The following is a 16,763-nucleotide window of genomic DNA, read 5'->3' on the forward strand; positions in this document are numbered from 1 at the left end:
CATGGCTGAAGCACTGCACGTGGAGCTGGTCTCCGCCGACCGGACCGTCTGGTCCGGCGACGCGAGCCAGGTCAGCGCTCACACGGTCGAGGGCGACATCGGCGTGCTGCGCGGTCACACGCCGCTGCTCTCGCTGCTGAGCCCGAGCCTGGTCGAGATCACCCCGGCCACCGGCGCGAAGGTGTTCGCGTCGGTCGACGGCGGATTCATCTCGGTCGCCAACGATCGGGTCTCGATCCTGGCTGAGCACATCACGCTCGGCCAGGAGATCAACGCGGCGCAGGCCCGGGCCGACCTCGAGTCGGCCCAGGCCTCGGCCGGGGTGAACGCAGAGTTCGACGCCGGCGTACGCCTGGCCCAGGCCAGGCTCGACGCCGCCCTCAAGGCGTCCTGAGACGCGCTGAGGTCGGTTCTGGATGACGTGGTGGGAGTGGCTGCTTGATCTTGTCGGTGTGCTGCTCCTGCTCGTCATCGGCTATGGCGTCTGTCTGATGGTGCGCCGCCGGGTGATCGCCCGGCACGGCGGCACCTTCGAGCTGAGCTACCGCGTCCGGGCTGCCAAGCCCGGGCGCGGTTGGCTCCTCGGCGTCGGTCGCTACTCCGGCTCCACGCTCGAGTGGTTCCGGGTCTTCTCGCTCGCGCCGGTCCCGAAGCGGACCTGGGATCGCACCGGACTGGTCTACGCGGCCAGCCGGGTCCCGGAGGGCGGCGAGGAGCTTGCTCTCTACCCGGACCACCTCGTGGTCGAGTGCCGCACGCTCGACGGTGCGCTCGTCGAGCTCGCCATGGCCCCCCAGTCGTTGATCGGCTTCCAGGCCTGGCTCGAATCACGTCACCCCGGAACGGACTGGTCCCGCTGAGCGCCACCCCTTCGCCACTGCAGAGCCGCAACGCCGTCGTTGCGGCTTTCGCGCTGAACGGGTTCCTGTTCGCCTCCCTGGTCTCCCGCTTGCCGGACATCCGCTCCGCGCTGGACCTGACGAACAGTCAGCTCGGTCTGCTCCTCCTTGCGGCCTCCGCGGGCAGCCTGATCATGCTGCCGTTCTCCGGGCGCCTCATCGAGCGCTTCGGGGCGGCCAACGTCGTGCGCGGCGGCGCGGTCGGGGTGACGGCCGGCCTGGTGGTCGCAGCCCTCGGCGCCACGGTTGTCGAGTGGGCGCCACTGGCTGCGCTCGGCATGCTGTCCCAGGGGATGGGCATGAGCACCTGGGATGTCGCGATGAACGTCGAGGGCGCCGAGGTCGAGCGCCGTCTCGGGCGCACGATCATGCCGCGGTTCCATGCCGCATGGAGCATGGGATCGATCGCCGGCGGCGCGCTCGGCATCCCGATGGCCGCTCTCGGCGTCGCGCCGGTGATCCATCTCCTCGTCGTCTGCGTCCCGGCGTACGTCGGTGTCCTCGCCGCATGTCGCGCGTTCCTGCCGGTGCAGACGCACGCGCCCGAGCCTGCGACCTCGGGCGAGCGCCGCTCATCGGCCTGGCGCGAGCCGCGGACGTTGCTCATCGGCCTGATGGTGCTGGCCTTCGCCGCAGTGGAGGGCTCGGCCAACGACTGGCTGTCGCTGGGCCTCATCGACGGCTACGACGTGCCGCACTGGGTGGGCGTGGCAGGCTTCTCACTGTTCGTGATCGCCATGACGTCGGGACGCCTGTTCGGCCCGATCGCACTCGACAGGTTCGGTCGCGCGCCCGTGCTGTGGGCCTGCACCGGCGCCGGTCTGGTCGGAGTGCTGCTCACCGTCTACGGCAGTCACCTCGGTGTGGCAGCGGTCGGCATCGTGATCTGGGGCATTGGCGCTTCGCTCGGCTTCCCGGTCGGGATGAGCGCCGCCGCTGACGACCCGCGCCGAGCGGCCGCCCGCGTCAGCGTCGTGTCCACCATCGGCTACGGCGCCTTCCTGATCGGACCGCCGTTCCTGGGTGCGATCGGTGACCGCATCGGGACCCTGCAGGCGCTCCTCGTGGTCGCCGCGCTGATGGTTCCGGCTGCGTTCAGCGTGCTCGCGGCCCGGCCTCAGCGCGTCCCGGTCGACGTCGCCGGCTGATCCGGCCGGGGGTCATTCGCCCCGTTCGCTGCGTTCGCCGCCCGGCACCCAGAGCACGTCGCCACGCTCCCGGTTCGCGTGCCGGGAGAGGATGAACAGCAGGTCTGAGAGCCGGTTGAGATACTTGATCGCCAACAGGTTCATGGTCTCGGCATGCACCTCGTAGGCCGCCCACGCGGACCGCTCGGCTCGGCGGGCCACCGTGCGCGCCACGTGCAGGTACGCCGCGCCCGCGGTGCCGCCGGGGAGGATGAAGCTGCGCAGGTTGGCCAGGTCGGCGTTGTAGCTGTCGCACAGTCGCTCGAGCCTGTCGACGTACTCCTGCTCGACCCGCAGCGGCGGGAACTCGGGCTCCGCGACGACGGGGGTGGCGAAGTCCGCGCCGACGTCGAAGAGGTCGTTCTGGATGCGCACGAGGTCGGCAACGACCTCCTGCTCCAGGGCGCCAACGGCGATCGCGACGCCGATGGCTGCGTTCGCCTCGTCGACGTCGGCATAGGCGGCGAGCCTCGGATCGGTCTTGCTGGCCTCGCTCATGTCGCCGAGCCGGGTAGTGCCGGCGTCGCCGGTGCGGGTGTAGATCCGGGTGAGGTTGACCATGCACCGACTCTAGGGGCGCGCAGAATAGGAGCACCATGACGACCACCTCCTGGCGTGCTCCGGCCGTGACCATGATCGCCGTGCTCGGCACCTGGTTCACGGCGTGGCGACTCGAGGTCGCCCTGGGGCTGCACCTCGACGTCGTGGTGCTGGCGACGGTGCTCGCCGTGACGCTGGCACGGGTGATGGCGAAGGAGCGGCCGCGCGTGGCTGCGCCGTACCTGCTCCGGGTGGCGGCCCTGCCGCTGATCGCGCTCGCGGCGTCCGAGGTCGGGCGACTGCTTGCGCATCACCAGGTGCTGGGTGGTGCGGCTTTCGTCGCGATCCTGGCCGGCGCCGTCTACCTCCGCCGCTTCGGCGCCTGGTGGACACGGCTCGGGACGTTGGCCAGTCTCCCGTTCATCGCGCTCCTCGTGGTGCCGGTCCCGGTCGGCGCTGCGACCGCCCGCACCTGGTGGCCGGCTCTCTTCGCGCTGGTGGCGTTCGGATGGGTGCTGGCGTGTCAGTTGCTCGCCTGGGCGACCGGCTTCGTGCCGATGCCGCGCGAGGCCCAGGGGTCGGTCTCGGCACGCCGTCCCGGCCGGCTGGCACCCAGCACTCGCATGGCCGCCCAGCTCGCCGTCGGCCTGGCCGTCTCCTACGTCCTCGGACGTTGGCTGCTGCCGGACCACTGGCCGTGGCTCGTGCTCTCGTGCTACGTCGTGTGCAGCGGGAATCGCGGGCGTGGCGACGTCCTGCACAAGGGGGTGCTGCGGTTGGTCGGCGCGCTCGCCGGGACCGCGGTCGCCACCCTCGTCGCCGGCCGGCTCGTCGCCGGCGACCGCTGGGCGATCGTGCTGCTCTTCGCCGTGATGGCGGTCGCGCTCTGGGCGCGGGAGCGCAGCTACGCCTACTGGGCGGCGGGGGTGACGGCGATGGTCGCCCTGCTTCACGGGTACGTCGGTGTCGGCGGCGCGGGCGAGCTTGGCGAGCGGCTCGTCGGGGTGGCACTGGGTGCTGCGATCGGCGTGCTCGTCTCCTGGTCCGTCCTGCCGATCCGCAGCCGTGACGCGTTCCGGAAGCGGCGGGGTGAGGCGCTGATGGCCTTGAAGCAGTTGCGCGACGCTCTCGGCCGGGGTGACGGTGCCGCGTCCGTTGCTGCGAGCGAGCGCCGCTTCGACGCCGCGGTCGACCAGTTGGTGCTGCTCGAGCCGCTGTGGCGCTTGCACGCGCGGGTCCGGCCACAGCACGCCCGGGAGCTGGGGGAGCCGGCGGTGCTGATCCGGCGGCTCGTCGAGTTGAGGGCGGATCTCGCCGTACTTCCGCCGGAGCAGGCGCTCGCGCGCGCCAGTGCGGTGCTGCGCCAGTCAGTGTCCCGTGGGAAGAAAGTGACCGGAGTGGTGCAACGCGATGGATCATCGAGCGCGTCATAGTGATGAGAAGCCCGCCACATCGTGGTGGGCACGTGCTCACTTCTCGGGACGGGAGCAAGCGGATGGACATCTTCATCGACGGACCCCGGCTGGTGCTGGCCGGTGACTTCGACGTGCGCAGCACCTGGGAGGTGCGCACGGCGCTCTACGACCACCTCGCAGCCCATGAGGACGACGTCGTCCTCGACCTGAGCCAGGTCGCGGCCATCGACATGACGGCGCTCAAGGTGCTCGCCGTCGCGACCCGTTATGCGCAGGGGCACGGCCACCACCTGACCTTGCGCGGCTGCTGTCCGGCGGTGCGACGGATGCTGCTGGTCTCGCGCATGCACCGGCTGCTGGAAGTGGAGCCGTCGGCTGTCTCCGCGTGAGATGACGACGATGTCGGACGTGTTATTTTCCACATCGCGCGGGGTTACCAGCGAGTAGACCAGGGCCTAGTCTCCGTTCCATGAGCAGCGAGAAGCCCGCCCAGGAGCGCACCCCCAAGGATCGCCCCTGGGTCATGCGCACGTATGCCGGCCACTCCACGGCCGAGGCGTCCAACGCCCTCTACCGGACGAACCTGTCGAAGGGCCAGACCGGCCTGAGCGTCGCCTTCGACCTGCCCACCCAGACCGGCTACGACCCGGACAGCCCGCTGGCGAAGGGTGAGGTCGGCAAGGTCGGCGTACCGGTCCCGCACCTGGGTGAGATGCGCAAGCTCTTCGACCAGATCCCTCTCACTGAGATGAACACCTCGATGACGATCAACGCGACGGCCATGTGGCTGCTCGCCATGTACCAGGTGGTGGCCGAGGAGCAGAACCCTGATTCCTCGCCCGAGGAGGTCGCGGCCCAGCTGGCCGGCACCACCCAGAACGACATCATCAAGGAGTACCTGTCCCGGGGGACCTACGTCTTCGGGCCGGATCACTCGCTGCGGCTGATCAGCGACATGATCGCCTACACGGTCCACCAGATCCCCAAGTGGAACCCGATCAACATCTGCAGCTACCACCTGCAGGAGGCCGGTGCGACGCCGGTGCAGGAGGTCGCCTACGCCATGTGCACGGCGATCGCCGTGCTCGACCAGGTCAAGGCGTCGGGCCAGGTCTCGGAGGCGGACTTCGGCAAGGTCGTCGGGCGCATGTCCTTCTTCGTCAACGCGGGCGTGCGGTTCGTCGAGGAGATGTGCAAGATGCGCGCCTTCGTCGAGCTCTGGGACGAGATCACCCGTGAGCGCTACGGCGTCACCGACGAGAAGATGCGACGTTTCCGCTACGGCGTCCAGGTCAACTCGCTCGGCCTCACCGAGGCGCAGCCGGAGAACAACGTGCAGCGCATCGTGCTGGAGATGCTGGCGGTGACGCTGTCGAAGAACGCCCGCGCCCGCGCCGTACAGCTTCCGGCCTGGAACGAGGCGCTCGGCCTGCCCCGGCCGTGGGACCAGCAGTGGTCGCTGCGTCTCCAGCAGGTGCTCGCCTTCGAGTCCGACCTCCTCGAGTACGACGACCTCTTCGACGGCTCACCGGTCGTCGAGGCGAAGGTCCGTGAGCTCGTCGAGGGTGCCAAGGCGGAGATCGACCGGGTCCAGGCGATGGGCGGCGCGATCGCTGCCGTCGACACGGGCTACATGAAGTCCGAGCTGGTCTCCTCGCACGCCCGGCGCCGTGCCGCGATCGAGGCAGGTGAGGAGGTCATCGTCGGAGTGAACCGGTTCGTGACCACCGAGCCGTCGCCGCTGACCGCCAACCTCGATGAGGCCATCATGGCCTCCGACCCGCTGGCCGAGCAGGCCGCCCTGACCTCGCTCGAGGCCTGGAAGACGCAGCGTGACCAGACCGAGGTCGACGAGGCCCTGGCCGCGCTGGCCGCGGCGGCCAAGAGCAATGAGAACCTGATGACCTACACCTTGGCGGCGGTCCGCGCCGGTGCGACGACGGGAGAGTGGGCGGCCACCCTGCGAGGCGTCTTCGGTGAGTTCCGGGCGCCGACAGGCGTGCAGGGCGCTGTGGGGGCGGCCGACCAGACCGGTGCGGCTGGCGAGGCATTGGCGGCCGTCCGTGAGCGCGTCCGTAGCACCGGCGAGGACATGGCTCGACTCGGGGGAAGCGGTCGGCTGCGGGTGCTGATCGGTAAGCCCGGCCTGGACGGACACTCCAACGGCGCGGAGCAGATCGCTGTGCGAGCGCGCGACGCGGGGTTCGAGGTCATCTACCAGGGCATCCGGCTCACACCGGCACAGATCGTGTCGGCGGCCGTCGCCGAGGACGTCCACCTGATCGGTCTCTCGATCCTGTCGGGGTCGCACATGGAGCTGGTGCCGGACGTGCTGGCCAAGCTGGCTGAGGCTGGCATGGCGGATGTGCCGGTCATCGTCGGCGGGATCATCCCCGAGTCGGACGGGCACGCACTCAGGGAGATGGGCGTGGCGGCGGTGTACACACCCAAGGACTTCGGACTGACCCAGATCATGGACGGTTTCGTCGATGTGATCCGGCAGGCGAATGACCTACCGTGACCTTGTTAGGTGAGCCTCACCTCTATTAGTGTTCGGGCATGGCCAAGGGCGTCAAGAAGCTACCGAAGACGGAGTGCTGCGAGTCGAAGAAGAAGTGCGACCGCTGCCCGCTCCGGATGCTGAAGGACGGCACCCTTCCGACGGGCTACACCGTCAAGCGGCGCAAGCTCGTGCGCGTCGACGGCGGTAAGGTGAGCAAGAAGCAGCTGCGCAAGGCAGCCTGAAGTCCTTCGGATGACCGGGCCGGTCCAGACCGGCCCGGTCATCGTCTGTTCAGCAAACCCCATGCAAGGAGTCCCGTGGTCGCCGACCGCTTCGTCGCCCAGCTCAATGTCCAGATCGGCCATGAGTTCGCGTCGCACAACCAGTACCTCGCCTGCGCTGTCTTCTACGACGCGCTGACGCTGCCCCAGATGGCGGCCTTCTTCTACCGGCAGGCCGCCGAGGAGCGCGAGCACGCGCTGATGATGGTGCAGTACCTCCTCGACACCGACGCGCACGTGGAGCTCCCCGCCGTACCGGCGGTGGTCAACGGCTTCCCCGACGTCGTTGCGCCGGTCGCGCTCGCGCTCGCGCAGGAGAAGCGAGTCACCGACCAGATCAACGAGCTCTACCGGATCGCTCGTGAGGAGATCGACTTCGCCTCCGAGCAGTTCATGGGCTGGTTCATCCGCGAGCAGGTCGAGGAGGTCTCGACCATGTCAGATCTGCTTGCCGTGGTGAGCCGCAACAAGGACGACGTCGAGCAGATCGAGGAGTACGTCGCCCGCAACCTGGGGGCCGAGGGCGCCGACCCGACGGCTCCCGCGATCGCCGGCGCCTGACCGCTGCGTCGAGGTCGTTCGGGCTGTTGACTCTCGAGGCCACGGCGCTCGTGGATGACCGTCAGAAGAGGCGGTCCTCGGCGTTGTCGAGCCCGCGCAGCGCGTCGTAGTCGACCAAGGCACACGTGATGCCGCGGTCCTCGGCCAGCACCCTGGCCTGCGGCTTGATCGCCTGCGCGGCGAAGATGCCGCGCACCGCCCCGCCGGAGGTCAACAGCGGGTCGCGGTTGAGCAGCTCGAGGTAGCGGGTGAGCTGCTCGACGCCGTCGATCTCGCCGCGTCGCTTGATCTCCACCGCGACCGAGAGGCCCTCGGCGTCGCGGCACATCAGGTCGACAGGGCCGATCGCGGTCGGGAACTCTCGGCGTACGAGCGTCAGCCCGGGCGCGAGCGTCGCCGGGTGCTCGGCGAGCAGCTCCTGGAGGTGCTTCTCGACGCCGTCCTTCTGCAGCCCCGGGTCGATGCCGAGCTCGTGCGAGGAGTCGTGGTGGATCTCGTCGATCAGGATCCGCAGCGTGTCCTCGCTCTTCGCGGCGCTGACGGTCCACTCGGGTCGGCCGTCCTCGGCCAGGCCCTCCTTGAAGGTGCAGGGCGGCGACATCCAGTTCAGCGGCTTGTAGGAGCCACCGTCGGAGTGGACCAGCACCGAGCCGTCGCCCTTGATCATGAGCACGCGATTGGCCATCGGCAGGTGCGCGGTCAGGCGTCCGGCGTAATCGATCTGGCAACGCGCAACGACGAGTCTCACGGGCGAGGAATCTACCGTGACCGACCCGATCGGTCCGCAGCCGACCCGCAGCCGACCCGTGTGTGGTCTAGGAGCGCTGCGCCGGCATCATCGACCGAGGGTCGTCCAGCTCGAGGGCCGGCTGGGGTCGGCCGATGAGGTAGCCCTGCACGCTGTCGCAGCCCAGCGACCGCAATCGCTCCAGCTGGCTGGGTCGCTCGACGCCCTCGGCGATCACGGTCAGGCCGAGGATGTGTGCGGCGCTGATCACGCCGGAGATGAGCTCCGCGTCGGCCTGGTCGGAGTCGATCCGACCCACGATGCTCTGATCGATCTTCAGCGTGCTGACCGGCAGCCGGCGCAGCATCGCCAGCGAGGAGTAGCCGGTGCCGAAGTCATCGAGATGAACCAGTACGCCGGCGGCCTGAAGTTCGTGCAGCTGCTCGCTGGCCTGATCGATGTCCAGCACGGCGCTGCTCTCGGTCACCTCGATCTGCAGCAGCTGAGGTGCGATCCCGGCCGCGTCGATCGCAGCGAGCACCGTGCTGGCCAGACCGGGCGCGGCCAGCTGGACGGGGGAGACGTTGATCGCGACCGACCAGTTGCGACCCTCGTCGCGCCAGCGCCGCGCCTGTGCGCACGCGGTGTGCAGCACCCAGTCGCCGAGCGCGTTGATGTGACCGGTGTTCTCGGCGACGGCGACGAGCTCCCCGGCCGAGACCTGACCGAGCTGCTCGTCGGTCCACCGGACCAGTGCCTCGACCGAGGTGATCTGGCCGCTGCGCAGCTCGAGCTTGGGCTGGTAGTGCAGGCGTAGCCGGCCCTGCTGGAGCGCCTCCGGCAGTCGCAGCCGGATCAGTGCGCGCCGCTCCGGTGCCCCGGTTGCCTCCGGCTCGGTGATCCGACCGGTGCGTGCCTTGCCGGCTCGCTTGGCGTGCAGCATCGCCCCGTCTGCGTGCTGGAGCAGCGCGTCGAGCGGGCTGAGCACCGAGCTGGAGACACCGAGGTCGGCGCCCATGGCCACGCCGACGGTCGCGGAGCGCCGCAGCTGGGTGTCGTGCAGGCTGAACGGATGCTGGGCGACCTCGACGATCCGGTCGGCCACAGCGGTCGCCTCGCCGTCGTCGACGTCGAAGAGCAGCACGGCGAACTCGTCGCCGCCGAGCCGTCCCGCCAGGTCGTTCGGTCGTACGGCGCCAGCGAGTCTCCGGGAGAAGGCCAGCAGCAAGGCGTCGCCCGCCTGGTGACCGAGTGTGTCGTTGACCTGCTTGAAGCCGTCGAGATCGACGTACAGGACCGCCATCCGGCCGGGATCGACACCGTTGGCCAGCAGCTCGGCGCCGCGCTCATCGAGCATGCGGCGGTTGGGCAGGCCGGTGAGCTGGTCGCGCAGCGCGATCTCGCGGAACACGAGACCGACCTCGCGGAAGATCACCGCGACCGGCACGATCCCGACCGGCTCGCGGTCCGCGTCCACGACGAGCACGTCGTCGTCGCGCAGACCCCGGGCGAGGATCTCCGAGGCGGCGTCGCGCAGGGTGTGGTCCGCCGGGAACTGGGCGCCGTTCCACATCACGATGTCACCGACGAGCGCGCGCGAAAGCAGCGCCCGGCCGAACCCGAGGCGCCCGCTGAGCATCGTCTCCAGGTGAAGCCGGGTGAGCAGTGCGGTGGCGCCGTCCCCGATCACCGCCACCGCACGGAGATCGGGGTCGTCGAGGAAGCTGCGCTCCACCTCGCGCAGCCGCGTCCTGCCGGTGACCACGGGAACGGGCAGGCTGAGCTCGCGCAGCATGGGCACGCGCACGCTGGCGAGCTCGGTCGACACGGTGTCCTTCACATCGCTGGGATCGGCGATGTGGGCGAGAAGGTGATGCGACGCCACGTGAACGCCTGCCGAACACCTGGCGTCTTTACTCATACAAAGCAACGTGACGCCGATCACTCCTCGGTTACTGACGGGTAGCGAAAATGCCATGATGCCGGCATGACCGCTCCTGAGACCACGCCCGAGCAGATCGCCCAGACGCTGATCTACCCGTACCTGAACCATGCGGTGAAGTTCCTCCAGGACGAGTACGCCACCGCTGCCGACATCGACAACGGCATGCGCTTCGGCTGCGGCTACCCGGCGGGCCCCCTCGCCTACCTCGACTCCGTCGGTCCGGGCATGGTGCGCGATGCCCTCGCCGCCCGCTACGCGGAGACCGGCGACAGCCTGCACAAGCCTGTTGCGCTGCTCGACCGGATGGCCGACGAGGGCGGCACGTTCCACGGCAATGCGGGTTCCTCAGGAGCGACCGTGCCCGAGTTCAAGCGCGACATCACGCGGGTGGGGGTGGTCGGGACCGGCACGATGGCCAGCGGCATCGTCCAGGTCTTCGCCCAGGCCGGGTACGACGTGGTCTTCGTCGGACGCAGCCAGGACAAGCTCGACGGGGTTGTCGGCTACATCGCCAAGAACATCGATCGCGCGATCGCCAAGGGCAAGTCCACCGAGGAGGACAAGCAGGCCGTGCTCGACCGCCTCGCCGGGGCCACCGAGCGGGTGGCGCTGGCCGATGCGGACCTCGTCGTCGAGGCGATCGCGGAGGACCTGGCGATCAAGACCGAGCTCTTCTCGGACCTCGACGCGCTGGTGAAGCCGGGCGCGATCCTGGCCACCACGACCAGCAGCCTGCCGATCGCCAGGCTCGCCGCCTCGACCACGCGTCCCGGCGACGTCATCGGCATGCACTTCTTCAACCCGGCTCCGGTGATGAAGCTGGTCGAGATCGTCACCACCCCTCAGACCGAACCCGAGGTCGACGAGACGGTGCGTGCGCTCACTGCCAAGGTCGGCAAGGTCGGCGTCAGCTGCGGCGATCGCGCGGGGTTCATCGTCAACGCCCTGCTGTTCCCCTACCTCAACGACGCTGTGAAGCTCGCGGAGGACGGTGTGGAGCTCAGCCGCATCGACGCCGCGATCAAGGAGCAGGTCGGACTGCCGATGGGGCCCTTCGAACTGCTCGACGTCGTCGGGAACGACGTCTCGCTGGCGATCGAGAAGGAGCTGCACGCGGAGTTCGAGGAGCCGGGTCTGGCCCCGGCCGCGACCCTGGAGCGGAAGGTCGCCGAGGGCAAGCTGGGGCGGAAGACCGGCGAAGGCTTCCACACCTACTGACCCAGGCTCACCGCGCTCCGCCGGACCGTCGATCTGCATCGACAGGTCCGGCGGATCGTCTTTGCGGGTACCTGCGCCGGCATGAGCGTCGAAACGGGGCGGATCACGACCAGCATTCCGGCACGGCTGGACCGGTTGCCGTGGGCGCGATGGCACTGGCTGGTGGTGATCGGCCTCGGCACGGTGTGGATCCTCGATGGGCTCGAGGTCACCATCGTCGGCTCGATGTCCGACGCACTGAAGTCCAGCAGCACCGGGCTGGGCATGAGCGGATGGGACATCGGCTTCGCCGGTGCGATCTACGTCGCGGGGTCCTGCCTGGGGGCGTTGTTCTTCGGCCAGCTCACCGATCGGCTCGGGCGCAAGCGGCTCTTCCTCGTCACGTTGGGCGTCTACACCTGCGCGACGGTGCTGACGGCTTTCTCGCCGACCCCGCTGTGGTACTTCGCCGCGCGGTTCCTCACCGGCACCGGCATCGGTGGCGAGTACGCAGCGATCAACTCGGCGATCGACGAGCTCATCCCCGCGAGGTACCGCGGTCGGGTCGACGTCGCGATCAACGGCTCGTACTGGATCGGTGCGGCGGGTGGTGCGTTGCTGACCATCCCGCTGCTCGATCCGAGCCTGGTCGACCCGAGCATCGGCTGGCGGCTGGCCTTCGGGCTGGGAGCGGTCCTCGCGCTGGCGATCCTGCTGGTGCGACGTAACGTGCCCGAGTCTCCGCGCTGGCTCTTCATCCACGGCCGCGACGAGGAGGCTGAGAGGATCGTGGCCGACGTCGAGCACACCGTTGCCGAGGAGACCGGCGAACAGCTCGACGAGGTCGGAGACGACGACTCGATCACGATCCGGCAGCGCCGCTCGATCGGCTTCGGTCTGATCGCCCGGACCGTGATCACCCGCTACCCACGACGTACGGTGCTGTGCTTCGCCTTGTTCGTCGGACAGGCGTTCCTCTACAACGCCTTCTTCTTCACCTACGGAGACACCCTCTCGACGTTCTTCGGTGTCAAGCAGACCGGCTGGTACCTGGCAGTCTTCGCCGCGAGCAACTTCGTGGGCGCACTGGCGTTGAGCCCGCTCTTCGACCGGATCGGGCGGGTGGCGATGATCACCGCCACCTACGTGGTCTCCGGCGTACTGCTCGCGGTGACGGGGATGATGCTAGGCGGTCTGAACGCGACCACGCTGACGCTGATGGGTGCGATCGTCTTCTTCGTCGCCTCGGCCGGCGCCAGCTCGGCCTACCTCACCGCCAGCGAAGTCTTCCCGATGGAGACCAGGGCGCTGTGCATCGCCTTCTTCTACGCCATCGGCACGGCGGCCGGCGGAATCAGCGGGCCGCTGTTCTTCGGCTGGCTGATCGACCGAGCATCGGCGGACAAGGACGTGACAGCGATCGCCATCGGCTACTTCGTCGGAGCGGCGTTGATGGTGCTGGGCGGAGTGGCCGAGCTGTTCCTCGGGGTGAAGGCCGAGGGGCAAGCATTGGAGAGCATCGCCCAGCCCCTCACGGCGGACGACGATCCGGACGAGCCCACGGACGAGAACTCGGACGGCCCCTCGGACGGGCAGAATCAGGGCCATGCAGAGCAGCAGGCTGGAAGCGTTCAGTGACGGCGTCCTCGCGATCACATCACGATCATGGTCTTGGAGCTGCACGCCCCCAAGGGGCCGACGCTCCACGACCTCTGGAACAGCACCGGCTCGGGCCTGCTGACCTACCTGCTCAGCTTCGTCTACGTCGGCATCTACTGGAACAACCATCACCACCTGTTCCAGGTCGTCTCTCAGGTCGACGGGCTGGTGCTCTGGGCCAACCTGCACCTGCTGTTCTGGCTCTCGCTGTATCCGTTCACCACCAGCTGGATGGATGACCAGCACCTCGCCCGCGTCCCGACCATCGCGTACGGCGTCAACCTCATCGGCGCCGCGATCGCCTACTCGATCCTCATCCTGGCCATCCGCCGGCTGCCGTCGAGCAGCCACATGGACGAGGTGTTCGGCAGCGACTGGAAGGGCAAGACCTCGATCGTGCTCTATGCGCTGGGGATCGGCCTCACCTTCGTCGAGCCGTGGCTGGGCGTGGTCCCCTACGTCGCGGTCGCGCTGATCTGGCTGGTCCCGGACCGGCGGGTGGAGCGCTGGCTGGAACGCCGCGACGAGGTGTCGACCGGCTGATCGGGGGCCGCTCAGGCGGCGCCTACGGGTCGCCACGGCTTCACGAACGACGTGTCAGCCCAGTCCTCGCGCCCGGCGAGCAGCTCGATCGACGTCGCGCCGTCGATGCTCTCGCGGATGATGTCGGCGTGTCCCGCGTGCCGTGCCAGCTCCTCCAGGAGGTGGAACCACACCCAGCGCACCGACCATGCCTCGACGTCCTTGGGGAACCAGGGGGCGTCCGGCACGGGTACGGCGGCGTCGAGGTCGAGCGTGGCCACGGCGTCGAGCACCTGGGCGCAGACCTCGTCGTACGCCTCGAGGGCAGCGGTCAGGGAGTCCTCCTCGTCCCAGCGCAGGGCGCTGGCCCACATGCTCATCGCATCGGCGGCCCTGGCAGGGCGTCCGGGAGCGGCCCGAGCGGCGAGGAGCCAGGTGCGCGAGCCGACGGTGACGTGCTTGATCAGGGTGCCGACGGCGAGCTCGCTGGAGGTCGAGCGCAGGCCGGCCTGCTCGTCGCTGAGCCCGAAGGCGGCATTGCGGAAGGCGTTCTGCTGCTGACGCAGGAAGCCGTGCAGCGCAGAGCGCTCGTCGACGACGGCGGGGGCGTGTGCGGACATCAGATCTCCTCAAGGTCGGGGTGGGCGCAGCGGTCGGGGAGCTGCTCGTTCCGGTAGGTCATGAGACCAGTCTCGGGCCTATTGCGGACAGGATCGGTCCGCTACGTCGTGCGACGATGCACCCATGCCGGAAGTCGGTACGACCCAGCGGGTGCTCCGCCTGCTCGCGCTGCTGCAACAGCGGCCTGTCTGGACCGGCTCGGAGCTGGCCGAGCGTCTCGGCGTGACGACGCGGAGCATCCGCCGCGATGTCGAGCGGCTCCGCACGCTGGGCTACCCGGTCAACGCCACCCAGGGTGTCGGCGGCGGCTACCAGCTGGGCGCGGGTCGAGCGCTGCCACCGCTGCTGCTCGATGACGAGGAGGCGATCGCCACCGCCGTCTCGCTGCGGCTGGCGGCTGGAGGGACGGTGACCGGCGCCAGCGAGGCTGCGGTGCGCACGCTGGCCAAGCTGGATCAGGTGCTGCCGGCTCGGCTCCGCTCCGAGGTGCAGGCGCTGCAGGACGCCATCGCCACCCTGGTCGGGGACCAGTTCGAGGTCGACGCCGAGACGCTGTTGGTGCTGGCCCGGGCCTGTCGCGACAGGGTGCGGGTCGAGTTCGGATACGTCGACCTGGCCGGCACCAGCAGCCGGCGGCGCGTCGAGCCCTACCGGCTCGTCGCGACCGGCAGCCGGTGGTACCTGGTTTCCTACGACCTCGATCGCGAGGACTGGCGCACCTTCCGGCTCGACCGCCTGGCCGGCACCCGAGCGACCACGCTGCGCTTCTCGCCTCGTGAGCACCCCGATCCGGTGGAGCTGGTGCAGCGCGCGATCAGCGTGGCCGCCTATCCGCGTCCGGTGCGGCTGCTGCTGCACGCCGATGCCGCGGCCGTACGCCGCCGGGTGCCGGCCACGGTGGCGGTGATCGAGCCGGACGGACCGGACCGGTGCGTGCTGCAGGCGGGTGCCAGCGACCCCGCGTTCGTCCTGATGCACGTGGCGCGACTCGGCTTCGCCTTCGAGGTGCTGGGGTCCGACGAGGTGCGCGAGCTCGCCGTCGAGCTGGGCCAGCGCCTGGTCGAGGCTGCCGGATCACCTACCTGACTCTAAGGTTGACGCATGGGTGGAATCGTCCTGCTGGTCGTGGTCATCGCGATCGTCGCCGTTGTCGTGGTTGGTCGCAAGCGCAGCCAGCAGGCTGCGCTGGAGCGGGCCGAACGCGAGCTCCAGCCGGTCAAGCGGCTGGCACTGGAGGACGTCACAGCGCTCGGCGAGCAGCTGCGCGACCTCGATGTCGACACCGCAGCCAGCCAGCTCGACGACGGCGCCCGTGCCGACTACCAGCGTGCGCTCGACGCGTACGAGGCCGCCGGCCAGGCCGGTGAGGCGATGACCAAGCCCGAGGACATCAGCAACGTCACCAAGATCGTCGAGGACGGCCGCTACGCGGTCGCCTGCGTGCGCGCCCGGATCGCCGGTGAGCCACTGCCCACCCGTCGTCCGCCGTGCTTCTTCGACCCGCGGCACGGCATCTCGGTAGGGGACGTGGACTGGGCGCCCGGCGGCGGCGCCGTACGCCAGGTCCCGGCCTGCGCCCTGGACGTCGAGCGGGTCAGCGCCGGCGCCGAGCCCGACGTGCGTCAGGTCATGGTCGGCTCACGCCGGGTGCCCTACTGGGAGGGCGGCCGAGCCTACCGCCCCTACGCGCAGGGCTACTTCGGTGGCTTCGGCGTCCTGGACTGGATGTTCATGGGCTTCATGTTCGAGGGTCTCGGTGAGGGCATGGGCGCGCTCGCCGCAGGCCTCGGCGAGGGCATCGGCGACGTCGCGGGCGGGATCGGCGACGGCGTCGGCGGCCTGTTCGGCGGCATCGGCGGCGGCATCGGGGATCTCTTCGACGGCTTCGACCTGTGAGCGAAGCCGCGCTGCACACCCTTCAGTACGGCGAGGGTGAGAGGGCCGTCGTCTTCCTGCACGGCCTCTTCGGTCAGGGGCGCAACTGGAACACCATCGGCAAGGCCCTTGCGACCGACCACCGGGTGACGCTGGTCGACCTGCCCAACCACGGTCGCTCGGCGTGGACCGACCGGGTGGACTACGTACAGATGGCCGACACCGTGGCGACCGAGGTGCTCGCGCCGCTTGCGGACGAGGGTCCGGTCGCGCTCGTCGGTCATTCGATGGGCGGCAAGGTGGCGATGATGCTCGCGTTGCGCCATCCCGACCTGGTGGAGCGGCTGGTGGTCGCCGACATGTCCCCGGTGGACTACGACAGTGCCCGCGAGTTCGTCGGCTACATCGACGCCCTGCGCGGCCTCGACCTGACCGTGATCGCCGACCGTGCAGACGCCGACGCCGCGCTCACCGCTGCCGTGCCGACCGCCTCGGTGCGCTCGTTCCTGCTGCAGAACCTGCGCCGCGACGGAGCGTCGTGGCGGTGGCAGCCGAACCTCGAGGTGCTCGCCCGTGACATCGAGCGGCTCTCCGGGTGGCCGAGCGATGTCGCGGACGCGCTGGCGCCGTACGAGGGGCCGGTGCTGTGGATCGCCGGCGCCGACTCGGGCTACATCGAGCCGGAGTACGACGAGGCGATGACACGACTGTTCCCGCGCAAGCGACTGGTCACGATCAAGGGCGCCGGGCACTGGGTGCACTCGGAGAAGCCGGAGGTCTTCACCGAGGTGCTGCGTCGGTTCCTGGCCTCCTGAGGTCCGCGCCACGGCA

At 69.5% G+C, this 16,763-nt stretch carries 18 protein-coding genes; 14 read left to right on the plus strand and 4 right to left on the minus strand.

The annotated features are described in order from the left end of the window. The first annotated feature begins 1 nt into the window (after position 1). The 3 genes from H036_RS0114465 to H036_RS0114475 are packed head-to-tail and all read left to right on the plus strand — an operon-like array spanning position 2 to position 2,047. On the plus strand, positions 2 to 394 hold the full coding sequence (locus H036_RS0114465; RefSeq protein ID WP_017935513.1) for a F0F1 ATP synthase subunit epsilon: 393 nt from the start codon (positions 2 to 4) through the stop codon (positions 392 to 394). Positions 395 to 452: 58 nt separating this feature from the next. Beyond that, complete coding sequence (locus tag H036_RS0114470) at positions 453 to 860, plus strand: DUF2550 domain-containing protein (protein ID WP_036488625.1); 408 nt, start codon at positions 453 to 455, stop codon at positions 858 to 860. Between the two features lie 53 nt (positions 861 to 913). Beyond that, positions 914 to 2,047, plus strand: a complete 1,134-nt coding sequence (locus H036_RS0114475; RefSeq protein ID WP_332308800.1) for an MFS transporter — start codon at positions 914 to 916, stop codon at positions 2,045 to 2,047. A gap of 12 nt (positions 2,048 to 2,059) precedes the next feature. Here the strand turns inward: H036_RS0114475 and H036_RS0114480 are convergent, their stop codons facing one another. Beyond that, positions 2,060 to 2,647, minus strand: coding sequence for a cob(I)yrinic acid a,c-diamide adenosyltransferase (locus H036_RS0114480; protein ID WP_017935516.1), 588 nt, complete (start codon positions 2,645 to 2,647; stop codon positions 2,060 to 2,062). A gap of 35 nt (positions 2,648 to 2,682) precedes the next feature. Between H036_RS0114480 and H036_RS0114485 the strand changes: the two genes are divergently transcribed. The 5 genes from H036_RS0114485 to H036_RS0114505 all read left to right on the plus strand — a co-directional run bounded on the left by H036_RS0114485 (position 2,683) and on the right by H036_RS0114505 (position 7,386). Beyond that, positions 2,683 to 4,059: an FUSC family protein gene (locus tag H036_RS0114485; RefSeq protein WP_017935517.1), complete on the plus strand. Its 1,377-nt coding sequence runs from the start codon at positions 2,683 to 2,685 to the stop codon at positions 4,057 to 4,059. 62 nt (positions 4,060 to 4,121) lie between these two features. Further along, the gene (locus H036_RS0114490) at positions 4,122 to 4,430 is read left to right on the plus strand and encodes an STAS domain-containing protein (RefSeq protein ID WP_017935518.1); all 309 of its coding nucleotides are present in this window, start codon (positions 4,122 to 4,124) and stop codon (positions 4,428 to 4,430) included. 80 nt (positions 4,431 to 4,510) lie between these two features. After that, complete coding sequence (locus tag H036_RS0114495) at positions 4,511 to 6,562, plus strand: protein meaA (RefSeq protein WP_081615563.1); 2,052 nt, start codon at positions 4,511 to 4,513, stop codon at positions 6,560 to 6,562. Positions 6,563 to 6,600: 38 nt separating this feature from the next. Then, a complete protein-coding gene (locus H036_RS0114500) occupies positions 6,601 to 6,786 on the plus strand; it encodes a hypothetical protein (RefSeq protein ID WP_017935520.1) in 186 nt (61 codons plus the stop codon). A gap of 75 nt (positions 6,787 to 6,861) precedes the next feature. Then, positions 6,862 to 7,386 (plus strand): ferritin, encoded by a 525-nt coding sequence (locus tag H036_RS0114505; protein WP_017935521.1) that lies wholly within the window; start codon positions 6,862 to 6,864, stop codon positions 7,384 to 7,386. 61 nt (positions 7,387 to 7,447) lie between these two features. On the opposite strand, the gene nucS is transcribed toward H036_RS0114505, so the two are convergent. Both nucS and H036_RS22990 read right to left on the minus strand, forming a co-directional pair. Further along, positions 7,448 to 8,134, minus strand: coding sequence for an endonuclease NucS (gene nucS / locus H036_RS0114510; protein ID WP_026146068.1), 687 nt, complete (start codon positions 8,132 to 8,134; stop codon positions 7,448 to 7,450). A 67-nt stretch (positions 8,135 to 8,201) separates the two neighbouring features. Beyond that, a complete protein-coding gene (locus tag H036_RS22990) occupies positions 8,202 to 9,998 on the minus strand; it encodes a putative bifunctional diguanylate cyclase/phosphodiesterase (protein WP_017935523.1) in 1,797 nt (598 codons plus the stop codon). A 102-nt stretch (positions 9,999 to 10,100) separates the two neighbouring features. On the opposite strand from H036_RS22990, the gene H036_RS0114520 reads away from it, so the two are divergent. The 3 genes from H036_RS0114520 (at position 10,101) to H036_RS0114530 (ending at position 13,457) form a co-directional block, all read left to right on the plus strand. After that, positions 10,101 to 11,276 carry a 3-hydroxyacyl-CoA dehydrogenase family protein gene (locus H036_RS0114520; RefSeq protein WP_017935524.1) on the plus strand — a complete coding sequence of 392 codons (1,176 nt, stop codon included), beginning with the start codon at positions 10,101 to 10,103 and terminating at the stop codon, positions 11,274 to 11,276. Between the two features lie 81 nt (positions 11,277 to 11,357). Next, positions 11,358 to 12,893: an MFS transporter gene (locus H036_RS22995; protein ID WP_017935525.1), complete on the plus strand. Its 1,536-nt coding sequence runs from the start codon at positions 11,358 to 11,360 to the stop codon at positions 12,891 to 12,893. A 27-nt stretch (positions 12,894 to 12,920) separates the two neighbouring features. Then, positions 12,921 to 13,457 (plus strand): TMEM175 family protein, encoded by a 537-nt coding sequence (locus tag H036_RS0114530; RefSeq protein ID WP_017935526.1) that lies wholly within the window; start codon positions 12,921 to 12,923, stop codon positions 13,455 to 13,457. A gap of 11 nt (positions 13,458 to 13,468) precedes the next feature. On the opposite strand, the gene H036_RS0114535 is transcribed toward H036_RS0114530, so the two are convergent. Further along, positions 13,469 to 14,056, minus strand: coding sequence for a DinB family protein (locus H036_RS0114535; protein ID WP_017935527.1), 588 nt, complete (start codon positions 14,054 to 14,056; stop codon positions 13,469 to 13,471). 124 nt (positions 14,057 to 14,180) lie between these two features. Between H036_RS0114535 and H036_RS0114540 the strand changes: the two genes are divergently transcribed. Genes H036_RS0114540 through H036_RS0114550 form a run of 3 tightly spaced genes read left to right on the plus strand, consistent with a single transcriptional unit; the run spans position 14,181 to position 16,747 of the window. Next, positions 14,181 to 15,143, plus strand: coding sequence for a helix-turn-helix transcriptional regulator (locus H036_RS0114540; protein ID WP_017935528.1), 963 nt, complete (start codon positions 14,181 to 14,183; stop codon positions 15,141 to 15,143). Between the two features lie 15 nt (positions 15,144 to 15,158). Further along, complete coding sequence (locus H036_RS0114545; RefSeq protein WP_017935529.1) at positions 15,159 to 15,953, plus strand: hypothetical protein; 795 nt, start codon at positions 15,159 to 15,161, stop codon at positions 15,951 to 15,953. Further along, complete coding sequence (locus H036_RS0114550; RefSeq protein ID WP_017935530.1) at positions 15,950 to 16,747, plus strand: alpha/beta fold hydrolase; 798 nt, start codon at positions 15,950 to 15,952, stop codon at positions 16,745 to 16,747. Before H036_RS0114545 ends, H036_RS0114550 begins: the two co-directional genes overlap by 4 nt. Positions 16,748 to 16,763 lie beyond the last annotated feature (16 nt).

Origin of the sequence: Nocardioides sp. Iso805N (assembly GCF_000364605.1) — a bacterium.
GTDB lineage: Bacteria > Actinomycetota > Actinomycetes > Propionibacteriales > Nocardioidaceae > Nocardioides.